Origin of the sequence: Swingsia samuiensis, assembly GCF_006542355.1 — a bacterium.
GTDB classification, from domain to species: domain Bacteria; phylum Pseudomonadota; class Alphaproteobacteria; order Acetobacterales; family Acetobacteraceae; genus Gluconobacter; species Gluconobacter samuiensis.
In genome coordinates this window covers 1,334,278-1,359,000 of sequence record NZ_CP038141.1, presented here as the reverse complement: position 1 = coordinate 1,359,000, position 24,723 = coordinate 1,334,278, and the positions used below count along the sequence as shown (strand labels likewise).

Sequence of the window (24,723 nt, the reverse complement as noted above, 5' to 3'; positions counted from 1 at the left end):
ACACTCGGCAAACGTCACGCCGACGATATAATACGGCGGCAAAGATTACGTTACATAAAGAATTATGTATGAAAATACCAGAGCAACACACGAGCTCTTAACAAAGAAGTTCATTTACGCTCTAGGTTTACGTCCTATAACAGCATGAACCGTATCTTTCCAGCCCGTTAAATCTTCTGGTGGGACAACCTCTCCCGTATCCAGCTCTCCAAAGCCCGCTCTATTCAATAAAATACTCACTAATCGGCTACGTTCATCCGGCTCTAATGCTTGCCAGAGAGCGACCGCTTTTTGAGGGAAAAACTGATCAGAAAACGTGACAATAACAGGCGAACCTTCTTTTAAAACCCGAAATACTTCTTCAAGAACAGTCAGCGGCTGTGTCAAATATGCAAGCCCATCGCATAACGTGATGGCATCAATAGATGTATCTTTAAAAGGGAGTTTCGAATCCTTATTTAAATCCTGAACAACGCGCTCTGTGAAAATTGGATTCGCATCCAAAGCTGCATTGGAGACACCTAAACCTATGGTCTTTTCAAACTTTGCTTCTTCTGGGTAATGGCTTAAAGACCCGGCCATCAAATCCAAAACCACTCCACCGACAGGCAAAGATGTTTGATATAATGCTTTAACAGCGGTTTGCGCTCCTATATCCATCAACGAATCAGGCATACGATCTGCATAGAAAAGTGTGTCTGCTTCATTATTGGCTCGCGTAAAAGCCGCTTCATGAAATCCGTCTATGTGTTCTGCTTCGCTCATATTTCTTCCTTACTAATGATAATTATCGAAATGAGCACAGGTTCTTCGTGCGTCAACCCTCAGGATGTTTTATGACACAAGCCATGACTATTCCTTTTACAAAAATGCACGGCCTTGGAAACGACTTTATCATCGTCGATACCCGAGAAAGAGAATACCCGCTGGATACCAATACCATTCGTACCATGTCTGACCGGCATCACGGGATAGGCTGCGATCAGTTTGTTACACTTTCCGCTCCAACCAACCCAAAAGCAGACGTCCTTGTCCGTTTTTTCAATGCAGATGGGTCAGAAGCGGGGGCTTGTGGGAATGCGTCACGGTGCGTTGCCAAATTTGTTGGGAATAACCCGGTTCTACAAACACAAAACGGATTACTCCCAACCTATCAACAAGATGATCTTTTCACCGTAAATATGGGCAAACCCCATCTTGACTGGCAGTCCGTCCCTTTATCTGAAGCGCATGACACCCTGCACCTTCCCCTACACGATGCTGCTGCCTGCTCAATGGGAAACCCACATGCCACGTTATTTGGTGATGTTTCTCAGGCAGAAGAACTTGGTCCTTCTTTAGAAAACGCTCCCTTATTCCCTGAACGGGCTAATATTGGTTTTGCGCAAATCCTCTCCCCCAATCATATGAGATTACGTGTGTGGGAGCGTGGCGCAGGCTTAACATTAGCATGCGGTTCAGGCGCTTGTGCTGCCGTCGTAAATGCATCTCGCCGTAACCTGACCGAGAAAACCTGCCGCGTTACCATGGATGGCGGCGACCTCAGCATTACATGGCAAGAAGATGGAACAGTGCTCATGACAGGCCCTGCTACCTTAGTATTCCACGGAGAGTTCGCTTGAAATCCCCACCTGTCCTGACATTCGGCTGCCGATTAAACGCTCATGAGAGCGATGGTATGGCTCATTATGCCAAAGGTCAAGATGATACCATTATCGTTAATACATGCGCTGTCACCACGGCGGCTGAACGCCAAGCGCGCCAAGCCATTCGACGTGCCCATCGTGAAAACCCTGATGCCAAAATTATTGTAACAGGGTGCGCCTCCGAACTGAATGCCTCACGTTGGGAAGCACTCCCCGGGGTTGTTCGTGTTGTTCCGAATGCAGAGAAACTTAACCCCTCCACATGGGGCAACTCTACCCCAACACCGCCTCCATCCCGGCACGCCAGAGCGCTTCTTCAAGTCCAACAAGGCTGTGACCATCGGTGTACTTTCTGCATTATCCCTTATGGACGAGGGAACGCTTCTTCTACTCCCATCGACACAGCGCTTGAACGCGCCCGAAACCTCGCTGATTCTGGCCACCAAGAAATCGTTCTAACGGGCGTCGACATTGCCTCATGGCAGGGAGAAGATAATAGCCAGATTGGCCAATTATGCCGTACTCTTCTCCAGCAAATCCCCGATATCAAACGTTTACGCCTCTCCTCAATAGATCCCATTATTCTTCACCCAGAAACTGGTGATAAAGACCTATGGTGGCTCCTTGAGAATGAGCCCCGCTTCATGCCGCACCTGCATCTTTCCCTTCAGGCAGGGTCTGATCTTATTCTCAAGCGCATGAAAAGACGTCACAACACCCATGACGTTGATATTATGCTAAAACATGTCCGATCTATGCGCCCGAATATCGGCATTGGGGCAGATGTGATTGCGGGTTTTCCAACAGAGACGGATGAGCTTTTCCACGAGACATTCATCTTCTTACAAGAACAAGCCATCCCATTCCTGCATGTTTTTCCATACAGTGAGCGCCCTGGAACGCCCGCCGTTCGTATGCCTTCAGTTCCCAACCATCTGCGCCAATCCCGTGCAGCACAACTACGAGAGGTTGGTGAACAAAATCGCATCTCTTTCTTGAAACGTTTCGCTCACAAGACCATTGATGTTCTTATTGAAAAAGCAGAACGAGGCCATTCTGAAGAGTTTGCAGAGGTCCATTTAAAATCATCCTCTCCATTAGAACGCGGTCAAATCATTCCAGTCCAAGTGGAAGAGGTCACTCCCGCTTACCTCATTGGCACTCCCGTCCCTTAATTCATCCTTTTTTATACAAAATATGATGTTTTAGGACTGGAATCGACCATAAGCACTTGACGTTCATGCAAAGCTGACCGAACTCCCTTATATGGCTGGATTTTTTTCACGACTTAAACAAGGTCTTTCCCGATCAAGTTCAAAACTCGGATCGGTATTCACACATCGCAAACTCGATGATGCTGCGCTGGAAGAGCTCGAAGACGAGCTCATCGCTGCAGATCTGGGACCAGCGATCGCAGAACGGGTAATTGAAAACTTCCGTAGCACACGTTTTGGAAAAGACGTTACGAGCAATGAAATACGAGAAACTCTCGCAGCAGAAATTGCGCGTGTTCTTGCTCCCGTTGCAATTCCCTTTGAACCAATGGCTGACAAAAAACCTCATGTCGTGCTGGTCGTAGGCGTAAATGGTGTCGGAAAAACAACCACCATTGGTAAGATGGCGCGCCACTACTCCGAAGAAGGCAAATCGGTCATGCTCGTTGCGGGCGATACATTCCGTGCCGCAGCCGTTGAGCAGCTTCAAGTCTGGGGAGAGCGCTCATCTGTTCCTGTCATTGCAGGAAAACATGGCGCCGATGCTGCTGGTTTAGCTTATGATGGCCTCAAACGCGCTACAGAAGAAAAGACAGACCTTCTCCTAATCGACACAGCTGGTCGCCTGCATAATAAAGGCGCCCTCATGGAGGAGCTGGCCAAAATTATCCGTGTCATGCAGAAGTTTGACCCGACAGCGCCACATTCTGTTTTGTTGGTTTTAGACGCCACGACAGGCCAAAACGCCATTGAACAAGTCCGTGTCTTCCGTGAACTTGTTAACGTAACCGGCCTTGTTGTAACCAAGCTTGATGGCTCTGCACGGGGAGGAATTGTCGTAGCTCTTGCAGAGCAATTTAAATTACCTGTGCATCTTGTCGGTGTCGGTGAGCAAGCGGAAGACTTACGCCCATTTATCGCTCAAGAATACGCTCAGGGCCTCGTGGGGGGCAATACAGACCTCGCATCCCGCTTAGTTGAAAATCAAGTATCTGAATAACCACTAAAACCTCCGTTAAGAGCCTCCTCATAAAGCTCTTAACGGAATAATACCCTATTTTGGGTATATATTAGTCTTCAAAAGGATCACGTACCAAAATGGTATCATCTCTTTCTGGACTTGTAGAAAGAAGGGTTACTGGGGCTTCAATCAACTCTTCAATGCGGCGAATGTACTTAATAGCTTGAGCAGGCAGTTCCGCCCATGAACGTGCTCCTGCCGTACTTTCCTGCCAACCTGGCATCGTTTCATAAACAGGTTTTACGCGCGCTTGTGCGCCGGGAGCAGATGGGAATAATTTAACGTGTTTTCCATCCAGCTCATAACCAATGCAAATGGATATCTCTTCTAATCCATCCAAAACATCTAGCTTCGTTAAAGCAATCCCCGTAACCCCACCAACACGAGCGGCTTGTCGAACCATCACAGCATCAAACCATCCACACCGACGAGGACGGCCAGTCACTGTACCAAACTCATGCCCCCGTTCGCCGATTTTCCGACCAACATCATCAAACAACTCTGTTGGAAATGGCCCTTCACCCACACGGGTTGTATACGCTTTGGCAATCCCCAAAACAAACCCTATTGATGATGGGCTTACACCACTACCTGAAGCTGCAACCGCTGCAACGGTATTGGAACTCGTAACGAAAGGATATGTCCCATGATCGACATCCAACATAACAGCCTGCGCGCCTTCAAACAGAATACGACGCCCTGCTCTACGTGCCTCATCCAAACGCTCCCATACCGGGCAAGCAAATGGGATAATCCGAGGGGTTATTTCAGCTAAAAACTCTTTAAGCTCATCTTTGGTGAAGATGGGGGCCCCAAGTCCAGCAAGTAGCGTATTATGGTGTAGTAAAACTTCATCCAGCTTCCAGTCTAAAGTTTCAGGCTCTACCAAGTCACAAATACGGATTGCGCGACGCGCTACTTTATCTTCGTAAGCTGGGCCAATACCACGACCGGTTGTTCCAATTTTCCGCTCTCCACGCGCTGCTTCACGCGCACGATCCAATGCTCCATGAACGGGTAAAATTAATGGCGCATTTTCTGCAATCCATAATGTTTCAGGATTAACCTTCAGTCCTTGGCCGGCAACACGATCAATCTCAGCCAACAAAGCTTTCGGATCAATAACAACACCATTCCCAATGACACCAATCTGGCCACGGACCAAACCAGATGGCAATAAGGAAAGCTTATAAACCTGATCGCCTACAACAAGCGTGTGACCGGCGTTATGGCCACCTTGAAAACGCACAACAATATCAGCTCGGCTAGCAAGCCAATCTACAATTTTGCCCTTACCCTCGTCTCCCCATTGGGTTCCGATTACGGTGACATTAGACATAAACTGGCTTCCTTAGCTTCTAGAAATAATACTGTATGAAAATCTTATAGTGCTGAAATCGCACCATCTTTCCAAATGTGCGTACAACGCAAACGCTGTGCTTCAACCATGGGATCTGCTGCCCCATCTAATGCTGAAACAGTAGCAAACCCCTCATCATGTAACGTGGATAGTTGTTGGTCATCAAGCTTTGCGGGGACATAGCAGCGTAATTTAACCGATCCTTTCGGAGCAGCCCTCAACAAAGCCTGTGGCCGCAATGTTAACCCGCATGCGGGCTCATCCCAAGCCAGATACCGCCCACCTCGGCCAAGTTCTTCACGAGAATGCGTAGAGAAAATCGTAACACACAAACCTGTGTGGTACTGCCATCCACGAAAATCAACCGGATCAATCGTTAAATGAAGCTGCGGAGCGCTCTCTCGAATGGCTTTCACAGACGCCCTTAAGCGTTCAAAATGAGCCAAAACAGAGCCTGAGAACTCGAGGTTGGCTAATTTATCCAATGCCTGCTCTGCAGGTCCTGTCGCCCCCAACATTGCTTTCAAGATGTCTGCAATTGAACCGCCCAGCTCACCAACGGCACTGACATCCTTACGATCAAGCGCATGCAATAAAGCATCTTTATGCTCTGGGTCGATTGATTGCTCTACAAGCTCCAACACCATTCCCGGCATTGATAAGTCAAAAGAAACCCCGGCAATATTCAAAGCGGCCAAGGCTTTTGCACCCAAAGCGACAACCTCTGCATCCGCCTGCGCAGAATCAGGCCCAATGAGTTCTATTCCTGCCTGAGATATCTGCCGGTCTGCTTCTCTGCCCTGATTACCAACGACAATGCAGCTCCCAGAATAGGAAAGCCTTAATGGTCGAGCGACATCTTTTAATCGAACGCTTGCAATACGTGCAATTTGCGTCGTCATATCAGGGCGAATAGCCATCATCCGATGTGTTTCAGGGTCCATCAAACGAAACGTCTGTGTCGCAAGAGAAGAGCCTGAACCACTCAGCAGCGAAGCCTCAAATTCCACCAACGGCGGACGTACACGCTCATATCCGTAACGGGAAAACGTTTCCATTACGGTCGCTATGCCACGTGCTTCAGCCTCTGCTTCACCGGGGAGTAAATCCGCAAAACCGGATGGCAAAAGAGCAATGCTTGGGCGTTCTGAATAAAGGCTCATACCGAGAACTCCTTTAGCGTCCGTTCATACGCCCACTCCAACCAAGGAAGCAATTTCTGGATATCTTCCGCATCCACGGTAGCACCACCCCATATCCGCAAGCCAGCAGGAGCATCCCGGTAAGAGGCGAGATCATACCCTGCTTCTTCCGCCGCAACCAAACCTGTCAGATGTTTCACAACCTTAAGACGTTCCTCTGTATTCAGCTTCTCAAACCACGGAGCAACAATCTTTAAACAGATTGACGTACTTGAACGGCTTGCTGGGTCTTCTGCAAGAAAATCAAGCCAATCCGTTTTTGCTACCCATGCTTCAAGAAGCTTTAAATTCTCACGAGAACGCTTTTGTAAGGCTGGCAGCCCACCTATTTTTTCGGCCCAACGCAAGCCATCCAATGCATCTTCAACGCATAGCATAGAGGGGGTATTAATTGTGTCTCCCTGAAAAACAGCTTCTAGTAAACCCTTCTTCCCGGATAAACGAAAGATTTTTGGTAATGGCCTTTGGGGAGCTTTTGACAAGCGCTCAGCGGCTCTCGGGCTCAGAGCAAGCATCCCATGAGCTGCTTCCCCTCCAAGGGCTTTCTGCCATGACCATGTCACTACATCCAAACGGTCCCACGGTAAATCCATCGCAAAGGCCGCAGATGTAGCATCACAAATCACAAGCCCATCATGATGCAGCGGAATAACATCCTTGTGAGGGATACAAATACCAGACGTGGTTCCATTCCATGTCAGGACAACATCTCTTGACCAATCAACAGACGCCAAATCCGGAAGCTGACCATAGGGAGCTTCCAAAACGCGCAAATCTGAAATTTGGAGAATATCACGCAGATCTTGCGCCCACGTGCCTGAAAAGCTTTCAAAGGAGAGGACATCCATTCCCCTCTCCCCCGCCAGAGCCCAGAGCACCATCTCTACCGCACCCGTATCTGATGCTGGAACAATGCCAACACGCCAATCCTCTGGTATACCAAGAATATCCTTAGAGCGCGTAATAACTTCTTTAAGGCGCGCTTTCCCTTCTGGGGTCCGATGAGATCGCCCAACAAAGGCTTGGTCCAGCTGCTGCAAGGACCATCCAGGACGTTTCGCGCAAGGGCCTGAGGAAAAGAACGGACGGGAGGGTCTAACGGAAGGTTTGGACATACACGTCTCGGTCTTATGGAATCATCAGATACGATCGGATCGTGTATCTGGTGCGAGAGGGGGGACTTGAACCCCCATGCCTGTTAAGGCGGTCGATTTTGAGCCGACTGCGTCTACCATTCCGCCACTCTCGCTGGAACTCCGCGTTCTATATTCTATTTTTTTCTCAAGGGCTAGACCCTAAAAAAAATTAATGTCCAAGCATGAGAAGAAGATTTTGCAAAGCAGCGCCTGATGCCCCCTTACCAAGGTTATCCAAGCTCGCTGTAAGCAACACTTTCTCGCCCTTACTATCGCTATGCACGCGTAATTCCATATTATTGGTTCCAGCCAGAGTTTCTGCCAATAACTTCGTTTCTGGAGACATCACCTTAACGTATTCACTGCCCTTATATGTTTGCTCTAAAGCAGCTTGCACATCAGCAGGTGTTACCTTCCCTGACAACTCCGAAAGGTACAAAGGAATAGAAACAATCATTCCTTGTGCAAAATGCCCAACTGACGGCACAAAAAGAGGTGACTTATCTAAGCCTGAATAATACTGAATTTCAGGTAAGTGCTTATGCTCCAGCCCTAACGCATACAGGAAAAATGCTGGACCACCTTCTTTTTCATGAGACTCAATCGCGCTTTTCCCTGCTCCACTATACCCCGAAACAGCATTAATCGAGACTGGATAGTCACTTGAAAGCATTCCAGCCTTTACCAGTGGACGCAGTAGAGAAATTGCCCCCGTCGGATAACAACCAGGATTCGCAACGCGCGCTGAAGAGCGGATTAAATTGCTCTGATCGCCTTCCATTTCAGGGAAACCATACGTCCAGCCCTCTGCTACACGGTGTACGGTACTTGCATCCAAAATTTTTGTATCCGTTCCACTCATCTGCGTTACCACTTCACGCGCGGCATCATCCGGTAAGCACAAAATAGCAACGTCAGCTTTTTGGATCATCTCTTGGCGAGCGGATAAGTCTTTCCGCAAACTCGCATCAATAGAAAGAAGTTCAATGCCTAAAGCTTCTGGCAACGCTTCGATACGCTGACGAATACCCAACCCTGTTGTGCCAGCTTCGCCATCGATAAAAACCTTCGCCATAAACTATAGATCCTTTTAAAACACTCTTTTGACTAAAGTTGAGCTATCTTACTCTTGCAATCACACTTCTGCCATCTCAAAGATCACAGAACTAACATCCATACTCTTGGGTAACAAAAGCGCCTTATCACCATGACACAAAAAACTTTTCCACCGTATCAAGTCGATCGCTTACTTTCAATTATGAAACAACTCCGTGACCCTCACCATGGTTGCCCTTGGGATATTGAACAAACCCCTACCACCCTTGCTCCATTTGCCATTGAAGAAGCATATGAAGTCATGGACGCTATTGATCGCAACGACCAAGACGCGCTCCCTGATGAATTGGGAGACCTTTTATTACAAGTCGTTTTTCAAGCTCAAATAGCAGATGAGCATCAGCTTTTTAATTTCAATACGGTTGCAGGCCTGATCGCTGATAAACTGGTCAGACGGCACCCACATATTTTTGAAGATAAAAACCCCGACTCTTTTAACTGGGAACAAAGCAAAGAAAAAGAACGTCATGCCCGGTCTGAATTTGGTGCCCTTGCCGGCATTGCTCACTCCTTACCGGCCTTAACACGCGCCTCAAAACTATGCAGCCGAGCATCTCGCGTGGGGTTTGACTGGGATGAACCAGAAGAGGTTCTGAATAAAGTTCTGGAAGAAATTACAGAACTAAAGCATGAACTGAATGGCGATAAAGACCGTATAGAAGATGAACTGGGGGATGTCCTTTTTACCGTTGCCAGCCTTGCACGCAAACTCAACCTTGACCCTGAAGCTGCTTTACGTCGTAGCAACAAAAAATTCACACGCCGCTTTGAAGCCATGGAATCCATGCTCTCTAAAGAGGGTAAAGTGATGAAGGAACAAGAGTTACAAACTCTTGAAGATTTGTGGCAGAAAGCCAAACGTATGCCGGGCCTTGGTTAAGCACCTCCGCTTGCTTATACATTAATTTCTTATTGCTTGATTTTATATGTCTTTTCTATACCCGAACCTGCTACAGAGCTTCGCATGACGGATGAACTTACTCCATTCGATTTTGATCTCCCACACGATCATATTGCAATCGAACCAGCCCGCCCTCGCGATAGCGCAAAACTTTTACATGTTCGCCCCGGCCACGAACTCCAGACTTATACCGTTCGTGATCTCCCTTCTTTTTTACGAGAAGGAGATCTTCTTATTGCCAATAATACGGAAGTAATTCGCGCACAGCTTTCGGCAAAACGCGGAGAAGCTAAAATTGGCATTACGCTGGATCGTATTTTAGCAGATGGAAGCTGGCACGCCCTTGCTCGCAACTCCCGCAAACTCAAACCCGACGATATTCTTCATTTTAACGATGACCCTGTGACGGCTACCATTATAACCAATGAAGGGGATGGCGCCATCAGCTTACGTTTTTCTGTCGAAGGTGATGAATTTGACGCTTTCTTAGAACGCGTCGGTGCTTTGGCTCTTCCTCCTTATATTGAACGCCCTCTTGGGCCGACCCCACAAGATGACAATGATTACCGAACCATTTTCTCTGAAAAACGCGGCGCTGTCGCAGCCCCTACAGCAGGCCTCCACTTCACACCAGAACTGCTTGAGGCCTTGGCACAAAAGGGTATTGAACGCCGCACCTTAACACTCCACGTTGGTGCAGGAACGTTCCTCCCCGTTCGATCATCGATTGCAGAACATAAAATGCATGCTGAATGGGGAGAGATTGATGCCAGCACGGCAGATCTCATTAATCAAACAAAAGCACGAGGCGGCCGCATTATTGCTGTCGGCACAACGTCTTTAAGGCTACTCGAAAGCGCTGCTCAAGAAGATGGAACCGTCCAGCCATGGCAAGGCGAAACTTCCATTTTCATTAAACCCGGCTACCGCTTCAAAGCTGTTGACCTACTCATGACCAACTTCCATCTACCACGTTCAACACTGTTCATGTTGGTCTGCGCCTTTAGCGGGACAGATACCATGCGCAATGCTTACCACTATGCCATTTCCAATCATCTTCGTTTCTATTCGTATGGAGATGCCTGCCTCTTGGAGCGCCGTTCATGACTGAACCAACACAAAAAATGACATGGATCCCAGAAGCAACATGCGGACAGGCACGCGCTGGGCACCTTCACACCCGCCATGGTGTTGTTCAGACACCAACATTCATGCCCGTCGGAACCGTTGGCACGGTAAAAGGCATGACGATGGACGCAGTCCGATCCACTGGTGCAGGGATCGTACTTGGGAACACTTATCACCTCATGTTACGCCCCAATGCAGACCGGGTTCAAAAGCTAGGTGGACTACATAAAATGATGGATTGGCCGGGGCCCATTTTAACGGACTCTGGTGGCTTTCAGGTGATGTCTTTAGGCGCTCTTCGTAAACTGGATGAAGATGGCGTGACATTCCGCTCTCATATTGATGGCAGCAAGCATAGGCTCACCCCTGAAAGCTCTACAGACATTCAATATAAGCTTGATGCTACCATTACGATGGCCTTTGACGAATGTCCTGCTTTACCGGCAACGCCTGATGTCCTTCGTAAATCTATGGAAATGTCGATGCGATGGGCGGCACGCTCACGCGAAGCCTTTGTTGCACGTGATGGATACGGGCAATTTGGGATTGTCCAAGGCGGAACGGAAAAAGAACTTCGTGAAGCTTCTGTAAAAGCACTCACAGATATTGGCTTTGAAGGCTATGCCATAGGCGGTTTAGCTGTGGGGGAAGGACAGGAACTTATGTTCTCCACCCTTGACTTTACCACGCCTCTCCTCCCGCAAGATAAAGCACGTTACCTCATGGGAGTTGGAACACCGGATGACCTTCTTGGTGCCGTCATGAGAGGAGTCGATATGTTCGACTGTGTGATGCCTTCCCGCGCAGGACGCACCGCACGTGCTTATACAGAACGCGGCACCATTAATTTACGTAATGCTCGCTTTGCAGAAGATACGCGCCCCATTACTCCTCATGATGACAGCCCTATGGCCGGTAAATACACACGGGCTTATTTTCATCACTTATTCCGCGCAAACGAAATACTCGGCCCCATGCTCCTGACATGGCATAATTTGGCGTATTATCAACGTCTCATGCGCACAATCCGACAAGCGATCATCGCAGGGAACCTTACTGAAGTCGCCCAGAAATTACGCCAAGACTGGGCACAAGGAGATTGGACTGAAGATGAATGGCCGATGCCTCAACTTGCGCTCTAGTCTGCTGCTGCCACCAAACAACCTTCCATCACAGGAACTGCTGTTCCCAAGACATAAGCCCAGCCCTCTTTAAAACGCGCTTTTAAAAGGCTGGGACGCCCCATATCCACACCTTGTGAGAAGGTAAGCGCATTTTCTTCTACATTTTCTAAGACCGATAAAAATGCAATCGTTGCAGCGGTTGCACTCCCCGTTGCGGGGTCTTCTACGATGCCATCAATGGGAGAAAACATTCTTGCTTGAATATCACTTTCCTCTTCCGCAAGACGATCACGCGTATAGGCATATATTGATGTAACACCTAAAGGCTTTAAATGATTTAAATGCGTTACCAAATCACCGCGCGCCCGGCGCAAAGCATCTCTTGATGTAAGTTCAACGATTAAAAACGGCAATCCAACTGAAATAATCTGGGGCGCATGATGGTCCGTTTGAATATCTTCTGGCTGTAATCCCAAGCACGCAGCAGCAGCTTCAGGCAAAGCCCGACTGCGTCTGGAAAGCTGCTCTGGAGCTCTTAGCTCTGCTTGAATGACCGCACCACCCTGCCTCCATAGCTTTACCAAAACAGTCCCAGCTTGTTCCTCAAAAAGCAACGTATCTGGAAGCTTTTTTCCTTGTTTTTCTGCTTGCATGACCAAGGCAAAAGCTGTCCCAATATTGGGATGCCCTGCAAAAGGGATTTCTCCTCCAGGAGTAAAAATCCTTACTTGAGCAGTATGCTCTGAATGCTGTGGCGGCAAAACAAACGTTGTTTCAGAATATCCAAATTCAATCGCTATTTTCTGCATTTGATCAGAAGACAAACCCTCCGCATTCAATACAACAGCTAAAGGGTTGCCCCCAAACATCTGATCTGTAAAAACATCTAACGTGATATAGGATCGGCGCATAATAAAGCACTCACCGGACAAACGAAAAAAATATCATGTCTGAATGTTCCGCAAATAAAAAGATCCTGTTTTGTAGCTTTGCGCATTATCTCAATAGAGTGAACTCTCATGCCATCTCCCTCTTCCCACGAGCGATCTCTTGAAGAATCAATAACCCTCCATGCCCAACATCTTGGGTTTGATGCCGTAGGGTTTTGCAAAGCAGACTTACCGAAAGAAATTGAACACGGACTACGTGCTTTTGTCGCACAAGAGTATCATGGCACGATGTCGTGGATGGAAACGCGCATTGAACAACGCAGCCATCCGCAAGCTTTATGGCCAGAAGTAAAAAGCGTTATATCCTTAGCGCTCTCTTATGCGCCAGCCGAGGAACCTGATCAAACGTTAAAAAATCCAAGCTGTGGCAATATCTCTGTGTATGCCCGAAATCGAGATTATCACGATGTTATCAAAGGGATGCTGAAGCAACTGGCACAGTTTGTTGTAAAACAAGGCGGGGAACAAACTCAGGTTAAAGTATTTGTAGATACTGCTCCTGTTTCGGAACGTGCTCTCGCTGAGCAAGCTCATTTAGGATGGCAGGGCAAACATACGTGCCTTGTTTCCAGACATCATGGATCATGGCTCTTACTGGGTGAGATTTATACGACTTTGGAATTAACCCCCTCCTCTCCCCAAGGCGGAAAATGCGGAAGCTGCTCACGATGTCTCACAGCGTGTCCAACAAATGCTTTTATTGGGCCTTACCGCATGGATGCCAGACGGTGCATTTCATATCTAACTATCGAACATAAGGGCCCTATTCCACACGAGTTTAGAACCCAAATCGGGAACAGAATTTATGGATGTGATGATTGTATTATGGCTTGCCCATGGAATCGCTTTGCTCAAACAGCTTCACACCTAAAGCTACGCGCGCGTTCTGATCTTATCGAACCTCCATTAGCAGAGCTTGCTCAGTTAAACGATCAAGAATTCCGCAAAATGTTCTCTGGCTCTCCTGTTAAGCGCATTGGTCGCAATCGCTTTATACGTAATGTGCTAATTGCTATTGGCAATTCAAAAGATATAACGCTTATTCCTTCTGCCCAACGACACTTAACAGACCCTGATGCAGATATTAGAGAAACGGCTCAATGGGCTTTGGAGCAACTTTCATGACGTTTCTTATCAAGCGCAGCATCTCACTTGCAGGTCATCGTACATCCATTGCTTTAGAGCCGGAATTCTGGGAAGTTTTAGATAAATTAGCACAACACCAGAAAATGAGTTTTGCCGCATTCGTCACGTCCATTGATGCTAGCCGCCCACCACATCGTCCTCTTTCTTCTGCTTTACGTATTGCGGCTCTTCATGCCAATAAAACTTTTCAGGAAGAGTAACTTTAACTATTCCTCCTTTGCGACCTCTTAAGAGAATGCTAAATTAAATCTATGGGTATTTGGGGAAAAATGTTTGGGGGCGTTGCAGGCTTTGCCGTTGGCGGCCCTTTTGGTGCTCTTATGGGAGCAGCTCTGGGGCATGCTGCGGACAATGGTGCGCTCCTAAACCCTTCTACGGGGGGCTGGAGTGAGCGTTTTCCGAGCCGTGGCCGGCCAGATCCTCATAGTGCAGCATTTTTTGGCGCGGCTAAAGTTGCTGCCGCGTTAGGCAAAAAAGACCAGCTTTATGCTATTGGCCTTGTTGCTTTATGTGCAAAGCTTGCCAAAATTGATGCGCCTGTTAATCGAGCAGAAATCAATGCCTTTAAAGCCTGCTTTCAATTTCCACCTGATAACACCAAAGAAGTTGGAATGCTTTTTGACCGTGCTCGCGAGCGTACGGATGATTTTGAAATGTACGCTTTAGAGATGGGTAAGGCTTACAGCAGCGATAAAGCGCCTCTTGAAAATTTAATGGCTGCTCTTTTTCGTATTGCCCGTGCTGATACTGGCTCCGACAAAAAATTACACCCTAAAGAATTAGATTTCTTAAAGCGCGTTCATCATGCCTTTGGGTTACCACCCGGCGCTTGGGAAAGAGCAGAAAACGGCAATACGCGTGCGTCAAATACCGGGGAGCCAGATGCTTATCGCGTTCTTGGCATCTCTTATACAGCAACGGATCAAGAAGTCCGTATTCGCTGGCGCACTCTCGTGCGTGAATATCATCCGGATGTTTTGGCACAAAAGAATTTAAGCGACATTGAACGCCAGCGCGCGTTAGAGCGCGTCGCTCGAATTAATGCTGCGTGGGATCGTATTAAACGCGATCGTCAGCTTTAACTTTCAACTCTATAAAAAAGGCTCTCTATCTCAGAGAGCCTTTTGCAGTTATCCTATTTAGGAAGTGCTGCTTTTACGCCTTTTTCGCGAATGATTTTACGCATTTCAACGACTTTCGCATTCAATTCTGACGTATCCAGATCACGCCAGCTATCAAATGATGGAAGTTTCAAAGCGCTTTCAAAATCATCCTTGTGAGCTAGTTCCCACTGCTTATCGCCAAAGGTTGGCTCATTAGGTTCGTAAGTCTCACCTTTTTCGTTCTTGCCGCGAAGCATCTCTAAATAAGCTGCTATTCCGAAAGCAATCCGTGAGATATCATTTTTCTTCTCCAGAGCCTGACGAACAGTTTCTGTCCAGAAAACCTGAATTTTTGAACTACCATCTCCCGCAACACGAAGAACCTGATCTCCCATAGCACGGTTAGAGAAACGGCTGATAACACTATCACGATACCCTTCCAACGTCATGCCAGGAGGAGCTTTCAAAGTTGGAATAACATCCTTGTTGAGATAATTCTCAAGGTTAGAACGTAATTCTTTATCATTAACAGCTTCATCAACATATTCATGCCCAACCAGAATACCTGGGAAGCAGACGGTAATATGTGATGCGTTCAACATACGGATTTTTACATGTTCGTAATCCGTCACATCATCAACGAGCTGTACCCCAGCTTTTTCGAGAGGAGGACGGCCATCAGCAAAATTATCTTCTAATACCCATTGCGTAAAATCTTCTGCAACAAGTGGAAGATCATCATCCAAACCACTGTCTTCATTGAGTTTCTTATGGGCAGAAGCCGAAACGCTTGGTGTAATACGATCTACCATCCCGTTAGGGAAGGCTGCATTCTCTTCGATCCATTTTGCCAACTCAGGATCACGCGCCTTCGCATAGCCTAAAAATGCCTTATGAGCGACATGACCATTATGTCTTAAATTATCGCAAGACATAACCGTAAATGCCTTAACTCCTGCATCCCGGCGACGGCGTAGACCTTCTACAACGTAACCAAAAACAGTAGATGGCTTCTCTGGATTTTTGAGGTCTTTCTGAACAGCAGGGTTTTTCAGGTCAAACTCACCTGTTGATTCATCAATATTATAACCACCTTCTGTAATTGTCATGGAAACAATACGAATAGATGGATCAGCAAGACGCTTTAATACCGCCTCTGGATCTGCGGGGGCCAAAAGATAGTCACGCAAAGCCCCGATAATACGGACTTCACTTTCTCCTGAAGGAGCCGTTTCAGTTAAAGAATACAAACAATCTTGCTCTTTAAACTGCTTGGCTTTTTTCTCAGAGCGCTCACCGTCTGTTAAACCAACACCTACAATGCCCCAATTTGGATCATCTTTCAGAATTTTATCAATATAAAATGCCTGATGAGCGCGGAAAAAGTTACCAACACCAAAATGAACAATTCCAGGCTTTACATCCGCTACATTATAAGGAGGAGCTTTTACGCCTGATGGAAGAGATTTCAGGGTTTCACGTGTGATCATAAAATTCTCCACTCCATATGAAGCCCCCTCTCGGAGGCTATTTACTCAATTTTAAGTCTCACTTTCAAAACGCGAGCATGCGCCCAAAGGTTCACATATTTCTCACAGCTCTTGCACTGCATTAACATCGTTATGAACGATTATTCTTAAAGCCCGCTCCAAATCCTCTTTAAATAAAGACATCGCAAAGCGAACCTCAGCCTTGTTTTGTTCTTCAAGTTTTGAAAGCTCTGTTAAGATATCTTTATCTTTTAATTTTTTAAAATAACGATTTGGTTTGTGCACAAAACGTTGATCACAGCTATACGCCATTACCCTTAAAGTATGGCTCAGACCTTTGTACAAAAACAATATATCTGCAGTTTCAGCTGACGCCCTATTTGAAAGTGCACGTGCAACCAGCATCGTATCATTGAGAAGTCTTCTCATGATTTTAGGAAGAGTAACCAACACAGGGTCACGCTTTTCTAACGCGATAAAATGCTCTCTTTTTGCATCTTCAACAGCCTGCTCCAATTGTATAATCAGCGGAATACACGCCTCAGCACGTCGCTCCACATGATACCAGCTTACTTCAGCATCCAGAGCAAACTTGAGCAGCTGTGCTAAGCGCCTCAAAATACAAGACGACATACTAAATGCCTGCCGACGCGCACTACGATGAAAAACCAGATAAGAAACAATTAAAGATACGATAACCCCTACCATAATCGCTGTTAAACGGGCGATCATAGGAGAGAACGGATTTCCATAAGATGGAAACAGATACACAATCATCAAAGTAACACATGCAAAACGCAAACGCTTTTTGACAGAGGCCAGAAAGGCCAAGGGTATAAGTACGAGCCAAAATGGAAGCCATTTCATCTCGGTCCACATTTCAAGTGTAATAGCAATTGTACTGGCAAACGCCCCAAGAATTGTCCCCACAATCTGATCTCGGGCCGTTAGAACAACATCTGTTATATTTGTCTGCGTTACAATTAGCGCAGTAACCAGCGCCCACGTTGTTTCCTGCAAATGAAATATCAGGCTAACACCCCACGCCGACGCAATGGAGATCAACAAACGAACAGCATGCCGTGTCGCTGGATATAATACTTCGTGCCAGCGCTCCTGAAACGCTGAAACACGAAACCTCTGCAAAAATGTTCTTATGATCTTGTTCAAAACCTTTTAATTCTCGGCGAAGGGAACAGGAACCCAACGCAAACCGCTATCATCCTGAACCAAGAGAAGGACCTCCTTCTTCTTCTGGTCGAGCATACGCTGAACCAACCTTTTAAAGTCATCTGGGGTATTAACCTGCTCTTGCCCTACTTGCGTAATGACATTGCCAGCTACAATTCCCCGAGACGCAGCACGGCCTTGAGCGGTAACCTGCTCCACCAAGACCCCTCTCTGATCATCAGACAAAGCATATTGTGTCCGAATATCAGCATCAATCGATCGAACCGTTAAGCCTAAACCTTGCAACATTGCCTTCATATGCAGAGGCTGGTGTGTATCAGAGGGAGGCATATCGGGGGGCGTGGGGGATTGTCCAAGCGTAATCGCTATCGTCTGTATCTTGCCCTTACGCCAAATGGTAAGATCTGTCTTTGTCCCAGGGGCAATAGCAGCAACAATGCGTGGCATTGTTTGCCCCGTTACCTCTTGATCGCCTACTCGTGTAATAATATCCCCCACTTGCAAACCCGCTTTTGCCGCAGGCCCTTTAGGCGACACGTCTGAAACTAAAGATCCCTTTCCTCTTGAGCCATCCGCCTTGTGGAAATCCAGATCCTGAGCAATATCATAGGAAACATCTTGAAATTTTAAGCCAAGCCACCCTCTGGAAACATGGCCTGTCTTTCTCAACTGATCGATAATATTGCGTGCATCATTCGCAGGGATAGCAAAACCAATCCCAATTGACCCCCCTCCTGAACCACCGTAAATCAGGGTATTTATTCCGATCACTTCTCCCGCTAAATTAAATAACGGGCCACCGGAATTCCCTCGGTTAATTGCTGCATCCGTTTGAATATAATCATCATACAGCCCATGATCGACATTTCGGCCACGAGACGAAATAATCCCCGCGGTAACGGTTCCGTTCAATCCTAGCGGGTTACCGATTGCAAGAACCCAGTCACCAATCCGGGCAGCATCACTATTACTTAAAGAAACCGCCGGCAACGGATGAGGTGGCTTCACTTCTAAAACGGCCAAGTCCACCTGACTATCACGCCCAACGATACGCGCAGGCATTTCCGTTCCGTCATGTAGAGTAACCGTTATTTGGTCAGCATCTTCAATAACGTGATTATTCGTCACAATAATGCCAGCTGGGTCTATAATAAAACCAGAACCTAATGCCTGCATCCGCCTTGGAGGGCGATTGGGAGCAGGTTTATGGTTCATATAATCATGATAAAATTTTTCCAGCGGAGAGCCTGGAGGAAACTCTGGCACCTGTGGACCATCTGGATTGCTAGAATCAGGCCCCTGATCGTCCTGCTTTTCTGGCTTTAGGACGGCTGAGGTTGAAACGTTAACCACAGACGGCAAAAGGCGATTGGCAAGATCCGCAAAGCTGGAAGGAACAGAACGCGGCGTTGGTGTAATGGGAACGGTCGGGGCAACATTTTGTGCATATACTTTTGTCACTGGAGATATGTAGCAAAGAGCACATGACAAAATAAGTTTAGTCGTGAATCTGGTCATCATGATACGCTAGCCTAGATAATCTTTTCCTGCCACCCTTTCGGAGTTCTGGGTGCAGTTCATATCTAATCTGTGATAAAGTTCAAAAATCCAATGAAATTTTTCTTCAAATTTGGCCATTCTAAGAGAACCCCTTTATGAACAAACCAGACCTTTCTCTTAAACAAGACATTATTGAAATTCTAAAAAAGGATTTTTCAGGCTCAGACTCAAACATTCTTTCTTTTTCAACATTAGAAAATATTTCCATACAAAACGGGCACGCTAATATTTCGCTCACAACATCTAAAACTAAAGCTGATCAAATTGATAAAATACGTTCTATAGCTGAGCAATCTATTGCCAAGATCGCAGGCTTAGAAAAAGCAACCATCACCTTCACGTCTCACAGAACCGCCCCTAACTCCTCCGCCCAAACGACGAACACAGGTCATCGTCCATTAGGTGGCAGCCGTAAATCTTCCTCTAATTCGATGCCCCTTCTTCCTCATGTCAAAGCAGTTATTGCTGTTGCTTCTGGCAAAGGAGGAGTTGGAAAATCAACCACAGCCGTTAATTTAGCCGTAGGTTTATCCCAATTAGGCCTCAAAACAGGGCTCCTTGATGCTGATATTTACGGCCCATCTTTACCTCATATGTTAGGAAAAAATGTAAGACCGGAAGTCAAAGACGGACGTATTTATCCGATTGATGCATGGAATATAAAAACCATGTCCATTGGCTATCTCGTCGATGAAGAACAAGCGATGATCTGGCGTGGCCCGATGGTCATGGGAGCTCTAACGCAGTTTCTTGGTGAGGTTGAGTGGGGAGAGTTAGACGTTTTAGTGATTGATATGCCTCCAGGGACAGGAGACGCGCAACTAACCTTAACGCAAAAACTAAATACTCATCTTAAACGTGGGGGCGCTGTGATTGTATCTACCCCTCAAGATATTGCATTGCTTGATGCTCGGCGCGGGGTCAGCCTCTTTGAACGTATGGGAACACCAATACTAGGACTCGTCGAAAATATGTCCTATTTTTGCTGCCCTAACTGCAATCATCGCACTGAATTATTTGGCCACGGAGGCGCCAAAGCAGAGGCGGATAAATTACATGTTCCTTTCTTAGGAGAAGTTCCTCTGCTTGCAGAAATTCGAAGTAGCGCTGATGCAGGTACGCCTATTATACTTTCAACACCGGATAGCGCTGCGGCCCAAGCTTACCAAAAGCTATCTCTCACTCTGAGCCAATCTCTACAATTTTCAAATTAATCGGTGACTATAGATGCGATATATTATCATAAGCCTCTCTCTTCTTTTTATGAGTGGCTGCAGCACAAACCATAAAGTCATACACCATGGTCTCTCAAAAGATGGATATGGCTTTTCTAAAGAGTCGACAGCGCTTCCTCCCCCTGAAGACTTGATGCAAAAACAAAAAAAGAATTAATTTCGATAAAATTGCTATTTAATCACTTGACCCATCATCACATTTTATGTGAAAAGCTGCTCTACCGATTGCCGGGTTAGCACAGTGGTAGTGCAGCGGTTTTGTAAACCGAAGGTCGGGGGTTCAAATCCCTCACCCGGCACCATAAATTCCCAGAAAATAGCCATTCTTAAAAACGCATACGGCGCACACAGCGCATATAGCGCACACAATGTCGGATAAAAAGCCGGATAAAAATCCGGCTTTTTAACGTGCGATTCGTGTCAGCCATGCCGTGTAAACTTCTGTTGTTTTAACGCTGGAATGTCCTAACGCTCTCGCCACATCATATATGAATGCTCCTGATTGCAGGGCACGAATAGCATGCGTATGCCTTAAATCATGGCATCGGAAATGCCGCCCTTTATCTAACATGGCTTTCGACGTCAAAATGCGGAAGCGTCCTGAAACATTCGTGTACCTCTCCCCTAACGGAGAAATAAAAACGTACTTTGATTTTCCCCTTCCTTGATGCAAACGCTTTAAATCATGGACTACTCGCTCGGAAAGATTGATCTCTCTCGGAGATCGAGTTTTCGTTTTTATAAGCGTGCATGTCACAGGAATGGTTCTGAAATTAATCTGTTTCCATTCTAAAGAGGCTGCCGGTGCTGTCACGTTAAGTTCATCCGCTCCGTCTAGCACGACAGAGTTAACGTGACAGCACTCGGGGTACTTTATAACTGGCCATCATTTCTGCATATAAACCTAATTATGTAGGTTGCTACAGAAGCCATTCTGCGAATTGGCGCAAGCTCCAATCCTCGATTTGGCGTCTTGTCGGTTCGTCAAGATGTCCCGCCCAAACTTGTCGTGAGGGCCCCTTAAGACGATAGAGAACCTGGAATGCAAGGTGTTGGCGGTATTCTTCCCAACGCAAGCGATTCCGAAACTCCCAGTCGTATTCTCTCCAGAATCTTTTAATTTGTTCTTCGGGATCGGAATTTTGGAAGAACGAATATATAACGAACTCCGACACGAGGTAGGCTACGTCGTGAATGCCGTTCCCAACCTGCCCTTGTTCAAAGTCAATAACGTTAATACGATTTTCGTCATCGACCAGTATGTTACGAGAGTTTAGATCGCCATGAAGAACTGACTTAGTATTTTTAATCTGCCTATGCAGGAAACGTTCCGCTACATCTACTTGGGGAGGACTAAGGTACTCAAATAACCTCGTGTATTGCAAGTCCGCCTTGTAAGCCTTGAAGGGCTGGCTCGACTCCATAATAAGATCATGGTCAGAACATGGTGTGAGATGAAAATTCCGTAGCCATGCAACTACGCGGAGACCTATCTTGAACGCGCGATCGAAATATTCACGGCTGATCAACAGCTCGTGCAACGGCCTTCCAGGGGCGTTCTCCATGGCAATCGAGTAATCTTTTTCGTCGAAAGCGAGGAGGGCGGGAACGTTGACAAGAGAGGCCTGATGCCTACTTGTGTGTGCATGAAGATGAACGCATGTTGCTACGGTGAATCGCTGCCTCGATGTAGTCGGTAGAGGGGGAAACCTGACAACCGGGCATGATCGCATATCACTTTTACGAATATGACCCGACCATTGTCTACTACGCGGTAAACTTTATTAAAGAGGCCACCATCAACCAAGGCGATTTCATTGGACCTATTTGCTCCAATTTTCTCAAGAATCGATGGCCACGCTATGTTATTCAAAATTTCCGCCTCCATTTGTCGGATCATCTAGCCAGTAATGAGGCTCTGTTGCAAAGTTTCAACTCTTACCTGAAACCATTACTGGCTATGCAGTTTTCCATTGTGCAAAGGCTTGGATACGATGACTGTGTCGTGTGAGAGCGTTGGTGTTAACGGCAGGTAGAACAAAGAGATTACGAACAGCAGAGAAGATAGAGACGAACCTCTGACATCCGCTTGGTAATCTGAACTTTTACATCACCCGTTCACGCTTTCGGAGCGGTAAATGACTATTTTCAGCGCGGTTATTCAAGCCTTTATGGGAAAGATGTCGGACAGATAGGTGGAGTTTCCGCTTTGCGGCTCCATAAGACTTTAGCTTATCTGTAATCATCTGCCGTGGACGTACGCCTTGCTTGCGCAAAAGGCGGGTTAGTAAACGCTTAGCAGTTTTAGTATTGCGTCGTGTCTGTAAGATTTCATCAAGGATATAACCATCTTGGTCTACAGAACGCCATAGCCAATGAGGCTTTCCTTTACTTACAATCCTCACTTCATCGAGGTGCCATACATCGCCAGGCTTGGCAGCTTTACGCCGTAAACGACGAGCATAAGCCATACCAAATTTCAGGCTCCAACGACGGATCGTTTCATACGACACCACAATCCCACGTTCGAAAAGCATTTCTTCAATCAAGCGAAAGCTCAGTGGAAAACGGAAATACAGCCATACCGCGTGAGCAATTAATTCACGTGGAAAGCGGTGCCTTTTGTAACTCACTGGGGGCGTGTTCATCCGCTCCATCTAACATGCTGAACTTAACGTGACAGCACCTGCAAAATTCAGATCACCAAGCGGATGTCAGAGGTTCGTCTCCGTCTTCTCGACCGTCCGTAATCTCTTCGTGCCACCCGCCGCTAACACCGGCAGTGGTTTGCAACAGGGCCAGTCAATGTGACAGCCTCAAATTACCTAGCATATAAATATTTAATCCCAATATATTATATATGATTGCTATAATAACAATAAAGAAATTTATTTTGTAAAAAAGCGATAATTTTTTAAAGTTTTTAAAGAAAAGAGAAAAAAGAAAAAAAGGAACAAAAAATATCTTATAGATATTAATAAACAACATAATAAGTATATAGGTCCAATCTAAAATAGATGCTAATAAATAGGGAGACCCTAAAGGGACTCCCATAAAAATACTCATTGCTGTAATTATAGATACAAATGGATTTGATATTCCCAAAATAAAAAGTAGAAAAGTACTGTTAATATTTATAAGGTCCGTAATATTTATGAGCGAAAAATAAGAAAAAGAAAGTGGATAAAACAAAAATAAGAAAAATAGTAAAAATTTGTGATTTTTATTAAAAATATAAGAATTTTTGTAAATATGCGAAATAATAAACACATATGATAAAAAATTCAAAACTTCAAAAACTTCAACATGTCCTTTTTTGGATGAAAAAGAACATATAATACTTAATGAAAAAATAATATTTACTAATAATATATTCATTTTCTTAATTCTATATGTCTACCAACGAACAAAATTTTTCTAAAAGTAAAAAAGACTTTCCCACGATGTTATAAGTTAATGTGACAAGACCGCCAGATGAACTATTGAGGTTTGCTCCTCCAAGGGCCATATTTTGGCAGCCAGTCTTCGGAACGAAGACCGTCTACTCTCGTAAATTCACGAAGGTTTCCAGTTACGACGATGAGGCCCCGGCTGCGAGCATGTCCAGCTATCATAAGATCATAAGGACCTATGACGCAGCCTTTGTTTTCTAAAACAGCCCGGATTTCTGCCGTATGGGCAGCTGCGGCATCATCAAAGGGCAAGATCGTTAAGCGTGCAGCAAAAAGCTCGACTTGTCGTCGATGTTTTACCGGATCCTGAGATTTTTCTGCACCGTAGAGGAGTTCATACAAGACAACATCAGAAATGCAGAGCGCATCCGCATTCTCGTTAAAGCGTTCTCTCAAGGCCTGAGGTCGATCGCGCAATACCCGAATACAGAAATTCGTGTCGAGTGCGTAGCGGAGCATCAAAAGCTTTCACGCTCCTGTATTTCGGGCTGATTGCGGGGGGCTAGTTCAATACCGGGTGACGTAAAGAAGTCATCCCAAGCTGCATCGGCTGGCGCAATGATCCGGCGTGCACCATCGGGAATGATGACCACCTCCTTTAGCTCGGACGCAAAAGAAACAGCTTTAGGAAGACGCACCGCTTGAGAACGGTTCGACAAGAAGAGTGTCGTGCGGGTCAGCATCTTAAATCCTTTATGTATATTCAAGTAGTATATCCATATGGTCTAGTCGAGACAATTAAAAAACA

At 46.2% G+C, this 24,723-nt stretch carries 23 protein-coding genes, 2 tRNA genes and 1 pseudogene; 11 read left to right on the top strand and 15 right to left on the bottom strand.

Features of this window, described 5'->3' with window-relative positions; translation table 11 throughout:
• Nucleotides 1-114 precede the first annotated feature (114 nt).
• The gene (locus tag E3D00_RS06310) at nt 115-765 is read right to left on the bottom strand and encodes a methyltransferase domain-containing protein (protein WP_141460947.1); all 651 of its coding nucleotides are present in this window, start codon (nt 763-765) and stop codon (nt 115-117) included.
• Between the two features lie 83 nt (nt 766-848).
• Here E3D00_RS06310 and dapF point away from each other — a divergent pair, with 83 nt between their 5' ends.
• From dapF to ftsY, 3 genes are all read left to right on the top strand, one after another.
• Nucleotides 849-1,622, top strand: coding sequence for a diaminopimelate epimerase (gene dapF, locus E3D00_RS06305; protein WP_141462404.1), 774 nt, complete (start codon nt 849-851; stop codon nt 1,620-1,622).
• On the top strand, nt 1,619-2,821 hold the full coding sequence (locus E3D00_RS06300; RefSeq protein ID WP_141460945.1) for a MiaB/RimO family radical SAM methylthiotransferase: 1,203 nt from the start codon (nt 1,619-1,621) through the stop codon (nt 2,819-2,821). The genes dapF and E3D00_RS06300 overlap by 4 nt, the downstream gene beginning before the upstream one ends.
• Before the next feature lie 91 nt (nt 2,822-2,912).
• Nucleotides 2,913-3,860, top strand: a complete 948-nt coding sequence (gene ftsY / locus E3D00_RS06295; RefSeq protein ID WP_141460943.1) for a signal recognition particle-docking protein FtsY — start codon at nt 2,913-2,915, stop codon at nt 3,858-3,860.
• 70 nt (nt 3,861-3,930) lie between these two features.
• Here ftsY and E3D00_RS06290 read toward each other — a convergent pair whose 3' ends face one another.
• From E3D00_RS06290 to argC, 5 genes are all read right to left on the bottom strand, one after another.
• Nucleotides 3,931-5,220, bottom strand: coding sequence for an adenylosuccinate synthase (locus E3D00_RS06290; protein WP_141460941.1), 1,290 nt, complete (start codon nt 5,218-5,220; stop codon nt 3,931-3,933).
• A 44-nt stretch (nt 5,221-5,264) separates the two neighbouring features.
• Entirely contained in the window at nt 5,265-6,404 is a 1,140-nt protein-coding gene (locus tag E3D00_RS06285; RefSeq protein WP_141460939.1) for an ATP phosphoribosyltransferase regulatory subunit, read from the bottom strand.
• On the bottom strand, nt 6,401-7,558 hold the full coding sequence (locus E3D00_RS06280; RefSeq protein ID WP_141460937.1) for a phosphoserine transaminase: 1,158 nt from the start codon (nt 7,556-7,558) through the stop codon (nt 6,401-6,403). The genes E3D00_RS06285 and E3D00_RS06280 overlap by 4 nt, the downstream gene beginning before the upstream one ends.
• Nucleotides 7,559-7,606: 48 nt before the next feature.
• A tRNA-Leu gene (locus E3D00_RS06275) sits at nt 7,607-7,692 on the bottom strand.
• A 56-nt stretch (nt 7,693-7,748) separates the two neighbouring features.
• A complete protein-coding gene (gene argC, locus E3D00_RS06270; protein WP_141460935.1) occupies nt 7,749-8,654 on the bottom strand; it encodes an N-acetyl-gamma-glutamyl-phosphate reductase in 906 nt (301 codons plus the stop codon).
• A gap of 132 nt (nt 8,655-8,786) precedes the next feature.
• Here argC and mazG point away from each other — a divergent pair, with 132 nt between their 5' ends.
• The 3 genes from mazG to tgt all read left to right on the top strand — a co-directional run bounded on the left by mazG (nt 8,787) and on the right by tgt (nt 11,866).
• Nucleotides 8,787-9,575 carry a nucleoside triphosphate pyrophosphohydrolase gene (mazG, locus tag E3D00_RS06265; protein ID WP_141460933.1) on the top strand — a complete coding sequence of 263 codons (789 nt, stop codon included), beginning with the start codon at nt 8,787-8,789 and terminating at the stop codon, nt 9,573-9,575.
• An 84-nt stretch (nt 9,576-9,659) separates the two neighbouring features.
• Nucleotides 9,660-10,703 (top strand): tRNA preQ1(34) S-adenosylmethionine ribosyltransferase-isomerase QueA, encoded by a 1,044-nt coding sequence (gene queA, locus E3D00_RS06260; RefSeq protein WP_141460931.1) that lies wholly within the window; start codon nt 9,660-9,662, stop codon nt 10,701-10,703.
• Complete coding sequence (tgt, locus tag E3D00_RS06255) at nt 10,700-11,866, top strand: tRNA guanosine(34) transglycosylase Tgt (RefSeq protein ID WP_141460929.1); 1,167 nt, start codon at nt 10,700-10,702, stop codon at nt 11,864-11,866. Before queA ends, tgt begins: the two co-directional genes overlap by 4 nt.
• On the opposite strand, the gene E3D00_RS06250 is transcribed toward tgt, so the two are convergent.
• The gene (locus E3D00_RS06250; protein ID WP_141460927.1) at nt 11,863-12,759 is read right to left on the bottom strand and encodes a PhzF family phenazine biosynthesis protein; all 897 of its coding nucleotides are present in this window, start codon (nt 12,757-12,759) and stop codon (nt 11,863-11,865) included. The genes tgt and E3D00_RS06250 overlap by 4 nt on opposite strands.
• Before the next feature lie 108 nt (nt 12,760-12,867).
• On the opposite strand from E3D00_RS06250, the gene queG reads away from it, so the two are divergent.
• The 3 genes from queG to E3D00_RS06235 are packed head-to-tail and all read left to right on the top strand — an operon-like array spanning nt 12,868 to nt 15,026.
• On the top strand, nt 12,868-13,923 hold the full coding sequence (gene queG / locus E3D00_RS06245; RefSeq protein ID WP_141460925.1) for a tRNA epoxyqueuosine(34) reductase QueG: 1,056 nt from the start codon (nt 12,868-12,870) through the stop codon (nt 13,921-13,923).
• A complete protein-coding gene (locus tag E3D00_RS06240) occupies nt 13,920-14,144 on the top strand; it encodes a ribbon-helix-helix domain-containing protein (protein ID WP_141460923.1) in 225 nt (74 codons plus the stop codon). Before queG ends, E3D00_RS06240 begins: the two co-directional genes overlap by 4 nt.
• 51 nt (nt 14,145-14,195) lie before the next feature.
• Entirely contained in the window at nt 14,196-15,026 is an 831-nt protein-coding gene (locus E3D00_RS06235; RefSeq protein ID WP_141460921.1) for a TerB family tellurite resistance protein, read from the top strand.
• Between the two features lie 53 nt (nt 15,027-15,079).
• On the opposite strand, the gene E3D00_RS06230 is transcribed toward E3D00_RS06235, so the two are convergent.
• The 3 genes from E3D00_RS06230 to E3D00_RS06220 form a co-directional block, all read right to left on the bottom strand.
• The gene (locus E3D00_RS06230; RefSeq protein WP_141460919.1) at nt 15,080-16,537 is read right to left on the bottom strand and encodes a mannitol dehydrogenase family protein; all 1,458 of its coding nucleotides are present in this window, start codon (nt 16,535-16,537) and stop codon (nt 15,080-15,082) included.
• A 102-nt stretch (nt 16,538-16,639) separates the two neighbouring features.
• On the bottom strand, nt 16,640-17,683 hold the full coding sequence (locus E3D00_RS06225) for an FUSC family protein (RefSeq protein WP_246091380.1): 1,044 nt from the start codon (nt 17,681-17,683) through the stop codon (nt 16,640-16,642).
• Nucleotides 17,684-17,713: 30 nt separating this feature from the next.
• On the bottom strand, nt 17,714-19,246 hold the full coding sequence (locus tag E3D00_RS06220) for a Do family serine endopeptidase (protein ID WP_141462403.1): 1,533 nt from the start codon (nt 19,244-19,246) through the stop codon (nt 17,714-17,716).
• Between the two features lie 137 nt (nt 19,247-19,383).
• On the opposite strand from E3D00_RS06220, the gene E3D00_RS06215 reads away from it, so the two are divergent.
• Both E3D00_RS06215 and E3D00_RS06210 read left to right on the top strand, forming a co-directional pair.
• A complete protein-coding gene (locus tag E3D00_RS06215; protein ID WP_141460915.1) occupies nt 19,384-20,502 on the top strand; it encodes an Mrp/NBP35 family ATP-binding protein in 1,119 nt (372 codons plus the stop codon).
• Between the two features lie 248 nt (nt 20,503-20,750).
• Nucleotides 20,751-20,825 (top strand) — tRNA-Thr (locus E3D00_RS06210).
• Nucleotides 20,826-20,926: 101 nt separating this feature from the next.
• Here E3D00_RS06210 and E3D00_RS06205 read toward each other — a convergent pair.
• The 5 genes and pseudogenes from E3D00_RS06205 to vapB form a co-directional block, all read right to left on the bottom strand.
• On the bottom strand, nt 20,927-21,280 hold the full coding sequence (locus E3D00_RS06205) for a site-specific integrase (protein ID WP_246091529.1): 354 nt from the start codon (nt 21,278-21,280) through the stop codon (nt 20,927-20,929).
• A 163-nt stretch (nt 21,281-21,443) separates the two neighbouring features.
• Entirely contained in the window at nt 21,444-22,256 is an 813-nt protein-coding gene (locus E3D00_RS10720; RefSeq protein WP_141460911.1) for an aminoglycoside phosphotransferase family protein, read from the bottom strand.
• Nucleotides 22,257-22,481: 225 nt separating this feature from the next.
• Nucleotides 22,482-23,187: pseudogene (locus tag E3D00_RS06195) on the bottom strand (IS6 family transposase).
• An 815-nt stretch (nt 23,188-24,002) separates the two neighbouring features.
• Nucleotides 24,003-24,434: a type II toxin-antitoxin system tRNA(fMet)-specific endonuclease VapC gene (vapC, locus tag E3D00_RS06190; RefSeq protein ID WP_141460909.1), complete on the bottom strand. Its 432-nt coding sequence runs from the start codon at nt 24,432-24,434 to the stop codon at nt 24,003-24,005.
• Entirely contained in the window at nt 24,434-24,658 is a 225-nt protein-coding gene (vapB, locus tag E3D00_RS06185) for a type II toxin-antitoxin system VapB family antitoxin (RefSeq protein ID WP_141460907.1), read from the bottom strand. The genes vapC and vapB overlap by 1 nt, the downstream gene beginning before the upstream one ends.
• Nucleotides 24,659-24,723 lie beyond the last annotated feature (65 nt).

What these genes read in the sequence shown, in the direction of transcription:
- argC (WP_141460935.1), bottom strand. Translation starts at nt 8,654, where the DNA reads ATGGCGAAGGTTTTTATCGATGGCGAAGCTGGCACAACAGGGTTGGGT.
- ftsY (WP_141460943.1), top strand. Translation starts at nt 2,913, where the DNA reads ATGGCTGGATTTTTTTCACGACTTAAACAAGGTCTTTCCCGATCAAGT.
- tgt (WP_141460929.1), top strand. Translation starts at nt 10,700, where the DNA reads ATGACTGAACCAACACAAAAAATGACATGGATCCCAGAAGCAACATGC.
- vapB (WP_141460907.1), bottom strand. Translation starts at nt 24,658, where the DNA reads ATGCTGACCCGCACGACACTCTTCTTGTCGAACCGTTCTCAAGCGGTG.
- E3D00_RS06220 (WP_141462403.1), bottom strand. Translation starts at nt 19,246, where the DNA reads ATGACCAGATTCACGACTAAACTTATTTTGTCATGTGCTCTTTGCTAC.
- queG (WP_141460925.1), top strand. Translation starts at nt 12,868, where the DNA reads ATGCCATCTCCCTCTTCCCACGAGCGATCTCTTGAAGAATCAATAACC.
- E3D00_RS06240 (WP_141460923.1), top strand. Translation starts at nt 13,920, where the DNA reads ATGACGTTTCTTATCAAGCGCAGCATCTCACTTGCAGGTCATCGTACA.
- queA (WP_141460931.1), top strand. Translation starts at nt 9,660, where the DNA reads ATGACGGATGAACTTACTCCATTCGATTTTGATCTCCCACACGATCAT.
- dapF (WP_141462404.1), top strand. Translation starts at nt 849, where the DNA reads ATGACTATTCCTTTTACAAAAATGCACGGCCTTGGAAACGACTTTATC.
- E3D00_RS06215 (WP_141460915.1), top strand. Translation starts at nt 19,384, where the DNA reads ATGAACAAACCAGACCTTTCTCTTAAACAAGACATTATTGAAATTCTA.
- E3D00_RS06310 (WP_141460947.1), bottom strand. Translation starts at nt 765, where the DNA reads ATGAGCGAAGCAGAACACATAGACGGATTTCATGAAGCGGCTTTTACG.
- vapC (WP_141460909.1), bottom strand. Translation starts at nt 24,434, where the DNA reads ATGCTCCGCTACGCACTCGACACGAATTTCTGTATTCGGGTATTGCGC.
- E3D00_RS06290 (WP_141460941.1), bottom strand. Translation starts at nt 5,220, where the DNA reads ATGTCTAATGTCACCGTAATCGGAACCCAATGGGGAGACGAGGGTAAG.
- mazG (WP_141460933.1), top strand. Translation starts at nt 8,787, where the DNA reads ATGACACAAAAAACTTTTCCACCGTATCAAGTCGATCGCTTACTTTCA.
- E3D00_RS06235 (WP_141460921.1), top strand. Translation starts at nt 14,196, where the DNA reads ATGGGTATTTGGGGAAAAATGTTTGGGGGCGTTGCAGGCTTTGCCGTT.
- E3D00_RS06230 (WP_141460919.1), bottom strand. Translation starts at nt 16,537, where the DNA reads ATGATCACACGTGAAACCCTGAAATCTCTTCCATCAGGCGTAAAAGCT.
- E3D00_RS06285 (WP_141460939.1), bottom strand. Translation starts at nt 6,404, where the DNA reads ATGAGCCTTTATTCAGAACGCCCAAGCATTGCTCTTTTGCCATCCGGT.
- E3D00_RS06250 (WP_141460927.1), bottom strand. Translation starts at nt 12,759, where the DNA reads ATGCGCCGATCCTATATCACGTTAGATGTTTTTACAGATCAGATGTTT.
- E3D00_RS10720 (WP_141460911.1), bottom strand. Translation starts at nt 22,256, where the DNA reads ATGCGATCATGCCCGGTTGTCAGGTTTCCCCCTCTACCGACTACATCG.
- E3D00_RS06280 (WP_141460937.1), bottom strand. Translation starts at nt 7,558, where the DNA reads ATGTCCAAACCTTCCGTTAGACCCTCCCGTCCGTTCTTTTCCTCAGGC.